17 protein-coding genes are annotated in these 13,622 nt (G+C 50.2%); 6 read left to right on the top strand and 11 right to left on the bottom strand.

The window, feature by feature from the left end; genetic code table 11:
• Positions 1 to 130 precede the first annotated feature (130 nt).
• The gene (locus OXG75_05865) at positions 131 to 1,915 is read right to left on the bottom strand and encodes an ISAs1 family transposase (protein MCY3625496.1); all 1,785 of its coding nucleotides are present in this window, start codon (positions 1,913 to 1,915) and stop codon (positions 131 to 133) included.
• Between the two features lie 350 nt (positions 1,916 to 2,265).
• Entirely contained in the window at positions 2,266 to 2,391 is a 126-nt protein-coding gene (locus OXG75_05860) for a hypothetical protein (protein MCY3625495.1), read from the bottom strand.
• A gap of 91 nt (positions 2,392 to 2,482) precedes the next feature.
• Between OXG75_05860 and OXG75_05855 the strand changes: the two genes are divergently transcribed.
• Together OXG75_05855 and OXG75_05850 are read left to right on the top strand one after the other, a co-directional pair.
• Positions 2,483 to 2,965 carry a hypothetical protein gene (locus OXG75_05855; GenBank protein MCY3625494.1) on the top strand — a complete coding sequence of 161 codons (483 nt, stop codon included), beginning with the start codon at positions 2,483 to 2,485 and terminating at the stop codon, positions 2,963 to 2,965.
• Positions 2,962 to 3,384 (top strand): PIN domain-containing protein, encoded by a 423-nt coding sequence (locus OXG75_05850; GenBank protein ID MCY3625493.1) that lies wholly within the window; start codon positions 2,962 to 2,964, stop codon positions 3,382 to 3,384. The genes OXG75_05855 and OXG75_05850 overlap by 4 nt, the downstream gene beginning before the upstream one ends.
• An 84-nt stretch (positions 3,385 to 3,468) precedes the next feature.
• On the opposite strand, the gene OXG75_05845 is transcribed toward OXG75_05850, so the two are convergent.
• Together OXG75_05845 and OXG75_05840 are read right to left on the bottom strand one after the other, a co-directional pair.
• The gene (locus OXG75_05845) at positions 3,469 to 3,840 is read right to left on the bottom strand and encodes a hypothetical protein (GenBank protein ID MCY3625492.1); all 372 of its coding nucleotides are present in this window, start codon (positions 3,838 to 3,840) and stop codon (positions 3,469 to 3,471) included.
• Between the two features lie 3 nt (positions 3,841 to 3,843).
• On the bottom strand, positions 3,844 to 4,455 hold the full coding sequence (locus OXG75_05840) for a bifunctional 4-hydroxy-2-oxoglutarate aldolase/2-dehydro-3-deoxy-phosphogluconate aldolase (protein MCY3625491.1): 612 nt from the start codon (positions 4,453 to 4,455) through the stop codon (positions 3,844 to 3,846).
• A 78-nt stretch (positions 4,456 to 4,533) separates the two neighbouring features.
• Here OXG75_05840 and OXG75_05835 point away from each other — a divergent pair, with 78 nt between their 5' ends.
• Together OXG75_05835 and OXG75_05830 are read left to right on the top strand one after the other, a co-directional pair.
• Entirely contained in the window at positions 4,534 to 4,983 is a 450-nt protein-coding gene (locus OXG75_05835) for a transcriptional repressor (GenBank protein ID MCY3625490.1), read from the top strand.
• Between the two features lie 46 nt (positions 4,984 to 5,029).
• Entirely contained in the window at positions 5,030 to 6,331 is a 1,302-nt protein-coding gene (locus tag OXG75_05830; GenBank protein MCY3625489.1) for a hypothetical protein, read from the top strand.
• Positions 6,332 to 6,358: 27 nt separating this feature from the next.
• On the opposite strand, the gene efp is transcribed toward OXG75_05830, so the two are convergent.
• From efp to OXG75_05810, 4 genes are all read right to left on the bottom strand, one after another.
• The gene (gene efp / locus OXG75_05825) at positions 6,359 to 6,928 is read right to left on the bottom strand and encodes an elongation factor P (GenBank protein MCY3625488.1); all 570 of its coding nucleotides are present in this window, start codon (positions 6,926 to 6,928) and stop codon (positions 6,359 to 6,361) included.
• 88 nt (positions 6,929 to 7,016) lie between these two features.
• Positions 7,017 to 8,819: a DNA mismatch repair endonuclease MutL gene (gene mutL, locus OXG75_05820; protein MCY3625487.1), complete on the bottom strand. Its 1,803-nt coding sequence runs from the start codon at positions 8,817 to 8,819 to the stop codon at positions 7,017 to 7,019.
• A gap of 7 nt (positions 8,820 to 8,826) precedes the next feature.
• Positions 8,827 to 8,985 (bottom strand): hypothetical protein, encoded by a 159-nt coding sequence (locus OXG75_05815; protein ID MCY3625486.1) that lies wholly within the window; start codon positions 8,983 to 8,985, stop codon positions 8,827 to 8,829.
• Positions 8,986 to 8,987: 2 nt separating this feature from the next.
• Positions 8,988 to 9,317, bottom strand: coding sequence for a GYD domain-containing protein (locus OXG75_05810; protein MCY3625485.1), 330 nt, complete (start codon positions 9,315 to 9,317; stop codon positions 8,988 to 8,990).
• 182 nt (positions 9,318 to 9,499) lie between these two features.
• On the opposite strand from OXG75_05810, the gene OXG75_05805 reads away from it, so the two are divergent.
• Positions 9,500 to 10,783, top strand: coding sequence for a hypothetical protein (locus tag OXG75_05805; protein MCY3625484.1), 1,284 nt, complete (start codon positions 9,500 to 9,502; stop codon positions 10,781 to 10,783).
• A gap of 53 nt (positions 10,784 to 10,836) precedes the next feature.
• On the opposite strand, the gene OXG75_05800 is transcribed toward OXG75_05805, so the two are convergent.
• Positions 10,837 to 11,058: a DNA-binding protein gene (locus OXG75_05800; GenBank protein ID MCY3625483.1), complete on the bottom strand. Its 222-nt coding sequence runs from the start codon at positions 11,056 to 11,058 to the stop codon at positions 10,837 to 10,839.
• A 132-nt stretch (positions 11,059 to 11,190) separates the two neighbouring features.
• On the opposite strand from OXG75_05800, the gene OXG75_05795 reads away from it, so the two are divergent.
• A complete protein-coding gene (locus tag OXG75_05795) occupies positions 11,191 to 11,622 on the top strand; it encodes a thioesterase family protein (GenBank protein ID MCY3625482.1) in 432 nt (143 codons plus the stop codon).
• A gap of 17 nt (positions 11,623 to 11,639) precedes the next feature.
• Here the strand turns inward: OXG75_05795 and OXG75_05790 are convergent, their stop codons facing one another.
• Positions 11,640 to 13,088 (bottom strand): DegQ family serine endoprotease, encoded by a 1,449-nt coding sequence (locus OXG75_05790; protein ID MCY3625481.1) that lies wholly within the window; start codon positions 13,086 to 13,088, stop codon positions 11,640 to 11,642.
• Between the two features lie 17 nt (positions 13,089 to 13,105).
• On the bottom strand, positions 13,106 to 13,618 hold the full coding sequence (locus tag OXG75_05785) for a shikimate kinase (protein MCY3625480.1): 513 nt from the start codon (positions 13,616 to 13,618) through the stop codon (positions 13,106 to 13,108).
• Positions 13,619 to 13,622 lie beyond the last annotated feature (4 nt).

Here is a 13,622-nt window from a genome sequence, read left to right as displayed (position 1 = left end):
CCTCCGCCGGACTTCCACCGGCTGTCCCAGCATTAGTTTGCTTGGCGCACACGCAAAATTCCGTCTTCAAGACACAGCTGTTCCTTGAGACCTCAGTTTTTTTTGAAAAATTACGGCTATAGTGCGACAATCACTCTCGGGGTGAGAGTTCTATAGCGCAAAACGCATCTCCTCTGTTCTGAGAAAAGTGTCTGGCGGCCGCGGGAACGCTCTCAAATTCCTTTTTCCGTCCCAATATCACCGCAAGCGCTATATTGTTGCATACAGCGCTGTTGGCAGGACCCGAGCCCACCCGCACCGTGCTTCTGTCCTCACCGAAAGTGACGTCGCGACGGTAGTGATTCTTGCTCTCCACCGCCCAATGCCCCCTGTTCCACTCAAGCAGCTGCTGCGGGGATGCTTTCTCCGCGTCCGCCGACGTAATGCCATAGGCGTGTTCGACACTCTCTTTCCCCGTCTTTACGTTCTTCGCCCAGCGCCTCACCCTGAAAACCTGCTTTGCGTGCGGGTAGTCAATCATTCTGAAGTACGCATTGACAACTTCTATTGAACGCTGCTCCATGCGCCCATGTCCCTTGCTCACCTTCTCCGTAAAACGCCCCACGGCATCCCTGCCCCACTCAAGCGCCGTCAGCCTCTCATGCGCCGTGGGGCTGTTGCCTTTTACCGTAAACATATAATCCGCCCCATGAGACTCCACTATGGCGCGCGCGGTGTTCTTCGTCGTATGCAGAGCGTCAAGGGTTATCACCTTCCCCTCAACACACACCACTTCAAGCAAAGAGAGCACCGCGGCTATCTCCGCACCCTCATCCCTTAAATCAAGACTCCCAAGAGGCACTCCGCTTGCATGATCAACCAGCGTTACCACCTCGTAGTGATCTTCTGCGTTTCTGTTTGCGCCCCGTATGCGCTTTCCGTCAACAGCCACGGCCTTTGAAACCTCTATCTGGGGTGTGGTGAAACGGGAAACCACGGCTTCAAGCTTCTGCGTATCCAGATTCCTTATCATCCTGTGCATCGTGGGATTGGAAGGAGATTCATACCTTCGTTTCTCCCTGTTGTACCAAGCCCCGAGCAACGCAAGTTCTTTCTGTGAAAGATTCTCTGCAAACTGCGCGGCGGCATAAGTTCCGGTGTTGCCGGACAAAGTGGAGAGAATATAGATGGCCAGAACACACTGCACCGTGTGCTTTCTCCCCTGGGCTCTGCGATAATCAGGAATATCGCCCAACGCCTCGTAAAGCGAAGAAAGCTCCTCGTCCGAACGCCGCGTACCCGCTCTTTTGGCCTTCCACTCATCTCCCAGAGAATCGGCGTTGCGAAGCATGCTCCCGGCATTTTTGCGCAGCGGACAGACATAAAGTTCCTTCCTGTTGCCATGGGGCTTTTTGTAGCTGCCGTTGGAACGGGCGTATCCTCTGCTCAGACCGGCAAACTCCCAGTTAGACGCCTTGTACATTCCCCCGTCAAAGTGTCTTGGGTCTACAAAACTCTCGGCAAGCAGCAGACCGTGTCCGTAGTGCTCCATCCAGTCTGAGCTTAATCTCCTTGTCATGGAAGATAGGAAATAAGAAGCAAGATTGGGGAACTCTCCCGCTTCGCCCAGTATAAGAAACCTGGTGTTGTTCCCTATGAGGTGGAGGTTTTTGAACTGACACTCTTTTTTCCATCCCACCCAGCGGTCACGGGGGGCGCACATAAAAGCGCCTGCCTGCCACGCTGCGATAGCCAGCCATTGTCCCTTATGCTCCGCTACGTAGCGCATACCTCTGCCGGCGAACTGTTTGAAGCCAAGGTAATGATGTTCTCTCATGAGAGCCTCCCACTTGAGAACTTCGTTGGAACTCACTACTCTCACTATGACGTCCTGCAAGGAGAACTGCGGGTGATTGTGTTGTGATTTGGTATCCATGTTTACGGGTTATACCCGCAAACATGGGAAAAAGCCATAGGCTTTTTTTAACTTCCCGGAAACTTTAAATAAAATTACTGCCTGCAACTAGCGTGAAAAAGCCGTGGGGATTGCAGGGATTTTGCAGGGCTTGACGGAAATTCAGTCCCTTGAATTTAAGAGATGAATACGTAAAACCTCTAGTGGTCAAAGGCCAGTTTCATCTCCTCATGTTCAGTCATTGATACAGGAGTCAGCCGCAAAATACGCGAGCTAAAGGCTCCCGCCCATGGGTGATTTCCTTAAACTTTCCCTGTCCTATCTCCCATGATTGACGAAACCTTTCCGAATGCTCCGAGCTGAAACGAACCTCATACGAATGACCAGATCCGATCCTCGGGGCTGTAAATTGAAAAATTCATTGCGTCGCGTGCCAAGGAATTCATTTTCTCGAGCATTTGTTCTTCATTTAGGTGCCATAGTTCTATGTTTTTCATATCCTCTACAAATCCGCCTCTCCTCTCCAAATTTGACATTGTAATCACAACATACTAAGTTTACCTTGTATACAAAGATAAGGAGAGCAGTATGGTAAAAATTCTTGTCGCCGATGAGGTATGGATAGCAACAGCGCTACTTCATATAAAAAACCCCGATCAGAGAGACTTTGCTGTCAGGGAAATAGTTCGTCAAGCAGAAATCGAAAAAGTCGCTGGCCCGGAGCCGCTAAGACCCGGAGTGCAAATTCATGCCTACCTTCACTGCGTGGCTAACAGACCTCCCAATCCAGGAAGATACAAAATGCTGATTGAAACATCCAAAGGACGCCGCCGACTCTACAAGCCAGGAGATCCGTACCACCATCTTCGTACCGGAAAAAATGCCCCAAACGAGAAGGATATTCCAAAGAAGTATCGCGAGCTGCTTGACTGGTATAATCATGATTATACAGGAGGCGCCAATACCGAGGAGGTTGACCCGATACTTTCACTAAGTGGCATGGGAAAAGAGATATGGGCCCAAGAAGATGCGGACTCCTACGTCAGTCAACTTCGTGCGGGATGGCAATGAGCAGAATTTTCTGGGATACAAATCTCTTCATATATCTCTTTGAAGACAAAGGCGAGCGGAGCGAGCGAGTTTCGGCACTGCGCCAACGGATGATTGAACGCGAAGATGAACTGCTCACTTCGGCACTCACGCTGGGTGAGATTCTCATCAAACCCAAGAAAATGGGCGATGACAAGCTTGCACAGTTTTATGAACTTGCGATTTCAGCTGCTGCGACAGTACTGCCGTTTGATTCCCCTGCCGCCCTCAAGTTTGCTGAAATCCGCCAGGACCCTTCAATTCAGGCTCCAGATGCTATACAGCTCGCATGCGCTTCCGTTGCAAGGGCAGACCTGTTCATTACAAACGATAATCGCCTCAGCAGAAAGAACATCCGGGGGATTCAGTTCGTCCAGTCTCTTGAAAACGCAGTTCTCTGAACCATATTTTGTTGCCCGTGCCGAACTAAAAGCCCGGCTGCGACCCTAGGTCGGCAAATCCGAAGAACACAGCCGCGGCGATTTTCACCGCGAGCAGTTAAGAATTATCATCCAGCTGTTTCCCGAGAAGTCCACGTGGCAGTCAATCTTCGTTTCTTGTGAAAAAACATAGTCGAAGAACTCAAGCGCGCTGCTCGTATGCACGGGAATTTCCACATACTCCTCGAAATCCTCCGCGGAAACACCCGAACACTCAAAGGCACAAAGCTCGAAATCGACCGCTTCGTCTCGATGAACCGCCGCAGTACTGGGGAGAAAAGAAGCGCCTACCAGTGAAGTCTCGGGGACAATTTCCATAAGGACATGAAAACCGCCGCCGAAAAGACAGAAGATCTCGGCAAATACCTCGTCTATCGAGTCAAGATAGAATTCTCTCGCAACAGGCTTTGTATCCATCTTCTATGTGCAGAACCGGGAGAACTCCCCGGCTCTCTGCTTTATGGACTGATAGTCGTCTCCTCCGCCCAGAAGCGCCGTAGAAACCCCGGCAAGCGCTGCTCCCGCCGAGAGATAATCCCGGATGTTCTCCTCGGTAATTCCTCCGGTGACCATAATATCCATAAATCCGAGGGGCTCCTTTATGGCTTTCACGTAACCCGGGCCAAAACTTGAAGCGGGGAATATCTTCACGAAGTCCGCTCCCATGGCGCGGGCGTTAACCATCTCAGAGGAGGTAAACGCCCCTGATACCACAGTGATGCCGCTTTCCCGGCAGTACTCGATTATCCGGGGGTCGGTGTGCGGAGAAACTATGAAACGGGCCCCGCAGTCACGCATCCGCTCGGCGGAATCACGATCAAGAACCGTGCCCGCCCCGACGCATATTCCGTCCTCAGAGGCAAGTTCCCGAACAAGCCTTTGCGAACCCGGAGAAACCGATATGATTTCTATGATTCTTATCCCGCCGTCGATGCATCCCCTTGCGAATTCAAGAGATTTTTCGTAACTTATAGAGCGTATAACGGCCACGACCCTGTTTTCCTTCATGAACTCAATCGTTGTCTTTGCCATGACACGCAGTTTTGAGAGTCAGATGATTTTAAGGTACACTGGAGACGGTATGTTTTAATCCCGTCTCGGGGGCTGATCATGAAAAACCCGGAACTAACAACGGAAAACAAGATATCGCAATTCATAAAAAGAAGCAAAGAGCTGGGGCTTAAAGTAACTCCCCAGAGAATAGCGATATACAGGGAGCTCGCGGGAAGCATGCAGCACCCGAGCACCGAGATGATCTACAAGAACATAAAGGACTACTATCCGAACATATCCCTTACCACCGTGTACAGAACGCTTGAGACATTCGAGCGAATGGGACTCATATCAGTAGTTAACACCTTGTATCACGCCGCAAGATACGACGCCAACATGGAACCCCACCACCATGTCGTATGCGTAAAATGCAAAAAGATAGAGGACATCTACGACGGTTCCATGGCTTACTCGGAACTCGATCCGCAAATAGACAATTACAAGATTCTTGGATACTCGGTGCTTTTCAGCGGAATCTGCGAGGAATGCAAAGCCCTTAACAACTGACCGAAAACGGGCCGTTTTTCGCAGGGCCGCCTAAAAGAGCGGAAAAATGAAAATTCCCCAAGGCTTTGAACGAGCCATAAACTTCAGTCTTCTGGATTCCATATTCTCAAGAAGATCGCGCCGCTTCGGCCTCGGGATGGAGATTCCCGAGGGAAATCTGGCTTACAGTTCCGCTCACGACCCAATCCCTCTCTCAGAACTTGAAGAGGCTTTTTTGATCTGGGCGGGCACGGGAACCACGGGCCTTTCCTTGGGAGACCTTCCGAGAACCGGCATATCGTGGCTTTTCCAGTGGACCGGCAGAAGCTGGCCGTGCTCCTGCAACTCTCATTCGACCGAACTTTTCTACACAAACGACGAAGGCGTTTACATGGTGCGGCTTTTTGACCTCATGCCCCCCGACACCTCCATCTTCATGTCGCTTGACAGGGAAAAGCAGCTTGAAAAAATAGTCGAGCTTTTCAGGACAAGCAGAATTACCCTTGAGAACCAAAGAGCCGATCTCCCGAAGGGAGAACCTGGCCTTTTCGACTTTAACGCATGGAATACAAACAAGCCGGGAACGACTTTCTTTATCCCGGTAACCAACACCACAGTCGAGTACATGGTGCTTCTGTTCATATACTTCGGAGCCAAGTACGGATTCAACATTATTGACGAACTCAACGGGGGAAGATCGTGCGGTCTTGATAAGTGGATAGAGAAAGGCTACATAAGAAACGATGTCAGGCTTTCTCTGTTCGACCTGGAATTAAGGGTACTGACCACGCTTAATGTGGAGCAGGCCTTTATAAGCCAGAACATGAACCTAGCGCTGCAGGCCCTGGGTCTCGGAGGCTGGACTTTCACCGGACTGCTTCCCCATTACGCACTCGGGGTAGACCCTTCCCACAAAGGGCTCGGATTCCGGTTCGTCCAGCCGGAGGAAAGCATCAGGAGCACAAACCCGCCTTATCCCGTCGGGAGGGACGGAGTTTTCGAATCTCTCTGCCCTCCCTACGTGGAGGACATGAGCGAAGCCGTCGACAAGTTCCTGGAAGTAAGGGGCCAGTTTTGGAAGGAGGATAATCCTTTTCCCTACAGAGATCCCGCGTCGATCCTGCGTGACGAATACCATCCTTCCGAAGTCAGAATACAGATAGTGAAGGATTTCTGCACCTACGTTTATGAGAACTACGGGAGATTCCCGGCTTTCCTGGACCCGATGTTCGTACGGCTGGTATTTCAGGCCCACCACCTTGATCTTGAATTCTACGATAAGTATTTCGAGAAAGATTCATACCACGACCTGCACAGAGAACACTTCAAGCTCTGGCATCCGGAAATTGAGGACCCTTTCGGGAAATAGGTCGCAGTTAACATAGGCAGCCTTCGCTCAGGATTTCGCTCTTTCGAGATAGTTCCCGTTTCTCGTATCGACTTTTATCATGTCCCCGATATTGATAAAAAGAGGAACGGCCACCACTGCTCCGGTTTCTATGGTCGCCGGTTTCGTGGTACTTGAAACCGTATCTCCCTTCACTCCAGGTTCCGTGTGGGTAACCTCGAAGACAACGGCCGTGGGAAGTTCCACTCCTATGAGTTCTCCTTCATGCATCTGCACCGTGACCTCCTGCTGTTCCTTGAGAAACTTCGTCGTATCCCCTATTGCATCCGCCCTGAAAGGAAACTGGTCGAAAGTCTCGGAATCCATAAAGTAAAACATCTCATCGTCCCTGTAGAGATACTGCATGGTTCTTTTCTGGATATCGGGAACGTTAAACGTGTCTCCCGCGCGGAATTTCATTTCCCGTACGGCTCCCGTGGCGATATTCTTAAGTCTCGCCGTAACTATCGGGCTTCTCTGCGCCATCTTTGAATGCTTGTACTCGACTATCTCCCAGATCGCCCCTTCGGTCTCAATCTTCATACCCTTGTGAAAACCACTCGTGTCGACAACAGCCATTTCGGATTTGATCCTCCTTTACGAATTCGCAAAAAACAACTTTTCTCGGAAATTCTCGCTTGCCATCAGCATGTATCAACCTTAAGAATCAGGTTCTCTTAAACATTTTTTCAAGCATATTGTACGATATCCGGGTCGCTACCGGCCGGCCGTGAGGGCAGGCGTGCGGATTCTCGGAAGCGTCTATATCGGCAAAAAGAGTCCGCACTTCCTGCTCCGAGAGGGCTCGGTTTGCGGTTATCGAACTGTGGCACGCCATGGTCGCACACACAGCATCAAGATGCTCCTCCAAGCTCTTGGGGTCGCCCAGACCATCAAGCTCATCAAACAGGTCGCCAAAAACCCGGGCGTAATCGGAGTCTCTTAAAAACCCCGGGACGGATTTCACTCTCACCGCGTTTTCTCCGAAAACTTCAAAATCAAAGCCGAGCTTCTCCATTTCTTCTGCAAACTGTTGCACCGTATTGATTTCCCGGACCGTAAGTTCGACGACTTCGGGGATGAGAAGTTTCTGGGAGCAGGAAAAAACTTCTTCGAGATAGGATTTTTTTATTCTCTCGAAGTTAACCCGCTCATGGGCCGCATGCTGGTCAATAAGAATGATGCCTTCCGGATCCTCGCATACGAGATAAAGTTTTCCTACCTGTCCGAGAAATCTGAGGTTTGAATAAAAGCCACCGGAGAACATACCCTCTCCTGTCGCCTCCGGAGATTTCTCAGGCATAGAGGAAGCGCCGTTGTGAGGGTGTGGAGACCCCAACTCGGGATTGTGATCGGCTTGGGTGAAAGTTGCTTTTGGTGAAGGCTCTGTGGTGGAGTGCCCCTTGTTCTCGGAAAATCCGGGATCTTTTTGCTTCTCGTAGAAATCTTCAAGGGCCTTCTGGGTTCTTTCCCTGTAGGCCTTCATCCAAGGGGCATCGGCAAGCATGCCGCCTACCGCGCGGCGAATGCTCTGGCCAACTTCGTACTGGCTCTCGAACATCACCTCGCTTTTGGTAGGATGTACGTTCACGTCCACCAAGGCGGGATCTCTTTCAATAAAGACCGCCCCTTGGGGGTATTTCCCCTTTTCAACCATCCTTCCGTAGCACTCCATTATAATCCTGTTTATAAAACGGTCCCTTACGGGTCTTGCATTTACGTAAGTAAAGAGCCTGCGCATCGAGGAGCGTGGATCCAGAGGACTTCCTAGGAAGCCCCGCAGGGCCAGCGTCTCGTCTTCAAAGTCCACAGGGTAAAGCGGCGTGCCGGGAATTATCTGCGCTGCGCGCTGCGCAAACGACTCGCTTGCGCCGTAGCGATGGATGGTTCTTCCATCCGAGGAGACCTCAAAAGATACCCCGGGGCGTGAAAGGGCCTCGCGCTGGATAACTTCAAGAACCCTGCCGAGCTCGGTCTCCGGCCTTTTGAGAAACTTAAGCCGCGGCGGGGTGTTGAAAAACAGGTTCTTAACCTCAATGGACGAACCCACGGGAGACGCAGTCTCCTTTATCTTCCTTACGACCCCGCCTTCAATGTAGACTTCGGTACCGGATCCTGACCCCTCGGCGGCAGTTATCATTCTGAACCTTGAAACGCTGGCTATGCTCGGAAGGGCCTCGCCGCGAAAACCGAGAGTTCCTATCGAGAAAAGATCGTCAATGTCCCTTATCTTGCTCGTGGCGTGACGTTCAATGCTCATGAGGGCATCGTCACGGGACATCCCGTGGCCGTTATCAACCACCCTTACTAGCCGCTTGCCCCCGGCTTCAAGGTGTATGGATATTCTGGTTGCCCCGGCGTCAATTGAGTTTTCAACAAGTTCTTTTACTACGGAAGCTGGTCTTTCGACTATTTCTCCGGCGGCTATCTTAGAGACAAGTACATCCGGAAGTGTTCTGATTCTTGCCATTAATACCTTAGAAAAGCTTAAGCAGAATAAACAGGATGAGTATGGTCAGAGGCAAAATGACCGCGGCAACCGAGAAGAAGGAAAAAGCCGAGAGGGTTTTCTTCGGGTGCGTCCCGAAGACGTCCCGCGACTGTTCTTCCACTACGCCGAAATACTTTTTAAACATCTTTAATCTTCCCCGGATGGCGTTGGAGGCGTCTTCTCCGCTCTTGCCTTATTAAGCGATTTAACCAGAGATTCGACCGAGACCGCCGGAAGAGTTACCAGTTCGACCGTTCCCCTTGAGCAGAGGTCAACCGATACCTTCCCTATGGTCTCATTATCGGGTGCCTCCACTATGTTCACAAAATCGTACCTACCCAGGGTCGCGTACTGCTCAAGAACCCTGACTCCTATGTCCTCAAGCTCCTTGTCGACTTCCTTTATTCTCCCGGGCCGCTCCTTAACGGTTTTTCTGCCCTCGGGGGTAAGTCTGCTGAGTAATATGTAAATTGCCATTGAAAAAACCCGCTGTTTCTATGAGTTGCGACGAATCGCGCGCCGAGAAAATCCTTAGCTGCCAACCGGCCGTTCTAGATTTATAACTTTTTTGAAAGATATCTCAAGAAAAAAAGCCCTCCTCCGGAACTTCCATAACAAAAACTCTTCGGTATATTACTATAAATATTTTTTAAGACCTGATGAAAAGCATAATTCACGCCGCGACAATCACGCTTGCCCTTCTGCTTTTTCCGCTTATTCTCTCTCCGCAAGCAGAGGTCGCTTATGCGCAGCAGCCAAATCCCCGGGAAGATCTAACCGTAACGGACTACTCGTGGAAATCCTACGGAGTGGGGCGTATGGCAACGCTTTCAGAAATAACCGTCGCAAACTCCAGTAGAACCAACTACAAGAACATCAAAATCAGGATTGATCTGTTTACAAGAACCGGCAAGCTCCTGGGCTCGCTTCGCGGAAAGATACATGAGGAGCTGCCCGCAGGAAGCCGAAAAACCTTCTCCAACTTGGATATGGGTTTCATGAACTCGGATCTTGAAGATTCCGAGGCGATGGTGACTGGCGCCGAGGTGTCGGAAAGTTCTTCGTCTGCAAGTGCCGAGAAAGTGGTTTTCGTAAAGAACTGGGAGCTTGAGGGTGCGAGCTTCGGAACGGAGGGTTTCATAACGGAAATCACCCTTGAGAACACAGGAAAAACCCACTTTAAGAACATAAAACTGCTTTTAACGGAGAAAGAGGGCAGAACCGGACCGGGCAGCACTCACCTGTCCTCGGTGACGATACACAACGTACTTCCGGCCGGGGAGGAAAGAACTTTTACGGGGATAAACGTCGGTTTCTCGAGTCCGAACGCTGTTGAAAGATCTATTGCCGTCTCCGGTGCCGAGGTGATAACGACAAAGGAACTCAATTACATCCTTTCCGGCGGGGGAAGCCTGGGAGAGAGGATAAAGAAAAAAATCAGTTCCGTCAGCATACTAAGAAAAAAAGACGGGGAGAAAAAAGCCGAACCGCGCCAACAAGCACCATCCTCGGATGAATCCGAAAGCGCTTACGAAAGCGGAACCGAAAGCGTTCCTCCTCCGACCAGTTCGGTCGGCTCTACCGGTTCGGCCGCAGACAGGAACACGGAATTTTACCAAGAACAGCCCAGAGAAGCTTTCCCTAAACACGATATAGTAATAAGGGAGTTTGAATGGGGAAGCGGAATCCCCGGGGCAACCGCGACATTAAGCAAGCTAGTCATTGAGAACATAAGCGACATTGCTTACGAGAAAATAGAGCTTGAAATAGAGTTTTTCAAATCCTCAAACACCCCTTTCGGATCAAACCGCTTCAAGATAAAAAAAGTCTTGGCTCCGAAACAGGTGATGTGGCTCAGGAATGTTCAGGTCGGATTTATAAGCAAGCTTCCTGACCCGAATCTTATAAAACTCAGAGTGGTAAAAGCAGAAGCGATCATGTAGATGATCTTAAAGCTTGTGCCAAGATGGGGAGGAATTAAATCCTGGGGATTTCTCTAGCTTCCAACTAACTCGAGGGATTGTTTTATCGTTTCGACCAGCTTGTCTCTGAACTGCTCTATTCCTTCAAAGGGAACGACTATGCTTGAGCGGCCGCCGCTTAGTTCGGTAATCCTAAGGTACTGACCCTTGTGGTTCTCCTTGACGTCAAAGAAAAACCTTTTGGACTCAATATCAACGTGGTTACTTACATGCTCCTTTTCTGTCCTTTCTTCCATCTAATTCCGCCTCCTAGAAAAATTTATTGGAACAATTATTGAGGCATGACTATAACCCCTGAAAAGTAAAAAGCAAACAATTCTTTTATAGCCCCGAAAATACAGATATATTCAGGAAGAGAACCCGCGAAAATGGCAAGAATAAAAATAGATCTACCGAGCAGATTCGTCTTTTCAACGCAAATTCCGATAAGAATAGACGACATAAATTACGGTTCTCATCTTGGACACGACTCCGTGTTAACCCTTGCGCACGAGGCCCGCGTAAGATTCCTCGCGGCACACGGCTACACTGAAGCCGATATAGAGGGAGTGGGAATTATAATGGGAGACGTAGGGATCACTTACAGTTCGGAAGCGTTTTACGGGGACGTAATGAAAATAAGCATCGGCATCGGCGAGTATGGCAACAATTTTCTTGAACTTATTTACGCACTGGTGAACGAAAAAAACGGCAAGGAGATCGCCAAGGTCAAGACCTCTCTCGTATTTTTTAACTACAAAGAGAGAAAAACCGTGCGGATGCCGGAGGAATTCCGAAGGAAAATCATCCCTGGAGAATAATCACCGATAGTTGTCCGCTACTCTTTGTTTTTAGGGGCGTAGCCGATGTAAATCGTGTTTTTACGTTTCTTTACCAGAAAGAGATACTGCTTTCCGGGTTTCAGGCCGTTTATGATCTTGTTGTAGTCCCCGAGGTTCGCCACGGGGTTCTTGTTAACCTCCAGTATCACGTCTCCGGGACGAAATCCCGCCTCCCAGGCTGAGCTGCCACGGCTTACGTTCGTAACCAGCACCCCGGCTTTATCCTCAACGCCGAACCGTGCGGCGATATCCGGGGTAATGTCACTTAATTCAATATCTTCGTCCCCCTGAGACTCTGCAGGAGTCTCTTCATCCGGCATCTTGCCGAGAACAACGGAAATCTCCTCGCGCTTCCCGTCGCGGAGAACCGTGATTTTAGAGGAGGTGCCGGGAGCTTTCATTCCCACGAGTTTGGATAAAGACGTAAACTCCTTTATGGGTTCTCCGTCAAATTTCACTACCACGTCTCCCCTCCGCAGACCCGCTTTCTCCGCAGGGCTTCCCGGGCTTATATCGGATATAAGAGCCCCATCGGTGCTCTCATGTCCTATGCTCTCGGCTATCTCCTGTGTTATAGGCTGAATAACGACTCCCAGCCACCCCCTGACCACCTTGCCTTTTTCCATGAGCTGGGATATGACCCCCTTGGCCATGTTGGTTGGGATAGAAAACCCTATTCCCTGGCCTCTGGCTGCTATTGCGGTGTTAACACCAACCACCTCCCCTCCCAGGTTAAAAAGCGGACCTCCGCTGTTTCCTGGGTTGAGGGACGCATCGGTCTGAATGAAATCATCGTAGGCCCCGAGACCCAGAGACCTTCCCTTCGCGCTCACTATTCCGACCGTCACGGTGTAGCCGAGTCCGAAGGGATTTCCAATCGCCATAACCCAGTCGCCGATTCTAAGCTTGTCCGAATCTCCGAAAACAACGGGCTTCAGTTTTTTTTCAGGTTTTATCTTCAGAACCGCAAGGTCCGTTTTGGTGTCCTGTCCCACAATCTCGGCCGTATACCTCGACCCGTCATAGAGAACGACCTGTATATCTTCTGCCCTGCTGATCACATGGTTGTTGGTAACTATGTAGCCGTCTTTGCTAACTATGAACCCGGAGCCCAAGCCCTTTTTCCTGAACTCCCGTTCCCGGTCATTCGGAAAAAATCTCTTGAAAAACTCCTCGAAAGGATCCCCCTCGCCGAAATCAGGAAGCACCTTTCCCCGCTTTACGACACTCGTGGTGCTTATGTTCACAACAGAATGCTTCTGTTTCTCGACAAGACCCGCAAGGGAGGGAAATTTTACAGAAGAACCTGAAGAAGAAAGAAGTTCCGGGACATTTTCCCGCGACAGGGACCCAGAGCTTTCTTCGTCTTCCTCCACTTTAGCGCACGAAAGGGAACCCACAAGCAAAAAACAGGCAGCAAAAAACAAGAAAACAGTTCTCTTCATAGTTAAAGCCTCCAGCTTCATTTGAGCATCCAAATTACTTTATCAGCAACTTCTGAGACACTCATATCATCCGTAAGAACAACATGCGGCGAGAGTTCGTAAATATCCTTTCTTTTCATGAAAAGCTCATGAAACTCAGCCCTAGGGTCTTTGACGTCAAGAAGGGGCCTTCCCTTCTTGCTCCTCACCCTGTTCCAAAGGGTATCGATATCCGCCCGCAGATAGAAAACCTCACCCGAGGCCTCCATTATTTCACGATTCTGCTGTCGCAGGACCGCACCTCCCCCCGTTGAGATCACTGCCGGGGGTGTTTTCTGCGAAAGGGCGGCGAGCATCTCTGTTTCCTTCTGCCTGAAGCCCTCCTCTCCCTCCGCTTCAAATATCTCGGATACTGAAAGACCTTCGGCCCGTTCCACTTCACTGTCAAGATCGTAGAAATCCATTCGCAGTTTTCCGGAAAGCTTCCTGCCGACGCTTGTTTTGCCCGCTCCCATAAACCCCGTAAGAAAAATATGTCGTTTCTCGCTCAAATCA

This window comes from Candidatus Dadabacteria bacterium (assembly GCA_026705445.1).
GTDB lineage: Bacteria > Desulfobacterota_D > UBA1144 > Nemesobacterales > Nemesobacteraceae > Nemesobacter.
Note: the sequence above shows the minus strand (reverse complement) of the source record. Positions and strands in the feature narration are given on the sequence as shown.

Bases quoted from the DNA above. Each gene is read 5' to 3' on its own strand.
- OXG75_05810 (MCY3625485.1), bottom strand. From the start codon at position 9,317: ATGGCAATTTACATATTACTCAGCAGACTTACCCCCGAGGGCAGAAAA.
- OXG75_05865 (MCY3625496.1), bottom strand. From the start codon at position 1,915: ATGGATACCAAATCACAACACAATCACCCGCAGTTCTCCTTGCAGGAC.
- OXG75_05790 (MCY3625481.1), bottom strand. From the start codon at position 13,088: ATGAAGAGAACTGTTTTCTTGTTTTTTGCTGCCTGTTTTTTGCTTGTG.
- OXG75_05860 (MCY3625495.1), bottom strand. From the start codon at position 2,391: ATGAAAAACATAGAACTATGGCACCTAAATGAAGAACAAATGCTCGAG.
- OXG75_05800 (MCY3625483.1), bottom strand. From the start codon at position 11,058: ATGGAAGAAAGGACAGAAAAGGAGCATGTAAGTAACCACGTTGATATT.
- mutL (MCY3625487.1), bottom strand. From the start codon at position 8,819: ATGGCAAGAATCAGAACACTTCCGGATGTACTTGTCTCTAAGATAGCC.
- OXG75_05830 (MCY3625489.1), top strand. From the start codon at position 5,030: ATGAAAATTCCCCAAGGCTTTGAACGAGCCATAAACTTCAGTCTTCTG.
- OXG75_05845 (MCY3625492.1), bottom strand. From the start codon at position 3,840: ATGGATACAAAGCCTGTTGCGAGAGAATTCTATCTTGACTCGATAGAC.
- OXG75_05795 (MCY3625482.1), top strand. From the start codon at position 11,191: ATGGCAAGAATAAAAATAGATCTACCGAGCAGATTCGTCTTTTCAACG.
- OXG75_05850 (MCY3625493.1), top strand. From the start codon at position 2,962: ATGAGCAGAATTTTCTGGGATACAAATCTCTTCATATATCTCTTTGAA.
- OXG75_05805 (MCY3625484.1), top strand. From the start codon at position 9,500: ATGAAAAGCATAATTCACGCCGCGACAATCACGCTTGCCCTTCTGCTT.
- OXG75_05855 (MCY3625494.1), top strand. From the start codon at position 2,483: ATGGTAAAAATTCTTGTCGCCGATGAGGTATGGATAGCAACAGCGCTA.
- OXG75_05815 (MCY3625486.1), bottom strand. From the start codon at position 8,985: ATGTTTAAAAAGTATTTCGGCGTAGTGGAAGAACAGTCGCGGGACGTC.
- OXG75_05840 (MCY3625491.1), bottom strand. From the start codon at position 4,455: ATGGCAAAGACAACGATTGAGTTCATGAAGGAAAACAGGGTCGTGGCC.
- efp (MCY3625488.1), bottom strand. From the start codon at position 6,928: ATGGCTGTTGTCGACACGAGTGGTTTTCACAAGGGTATGAAGATTGAG.
- OXG75_05835 (MCY3625490.1), top strand. From the start codon at position 4,534: ATGAAAAACCCGGAACTAACAACGGAAAACAAGATATCGCAATTCATA.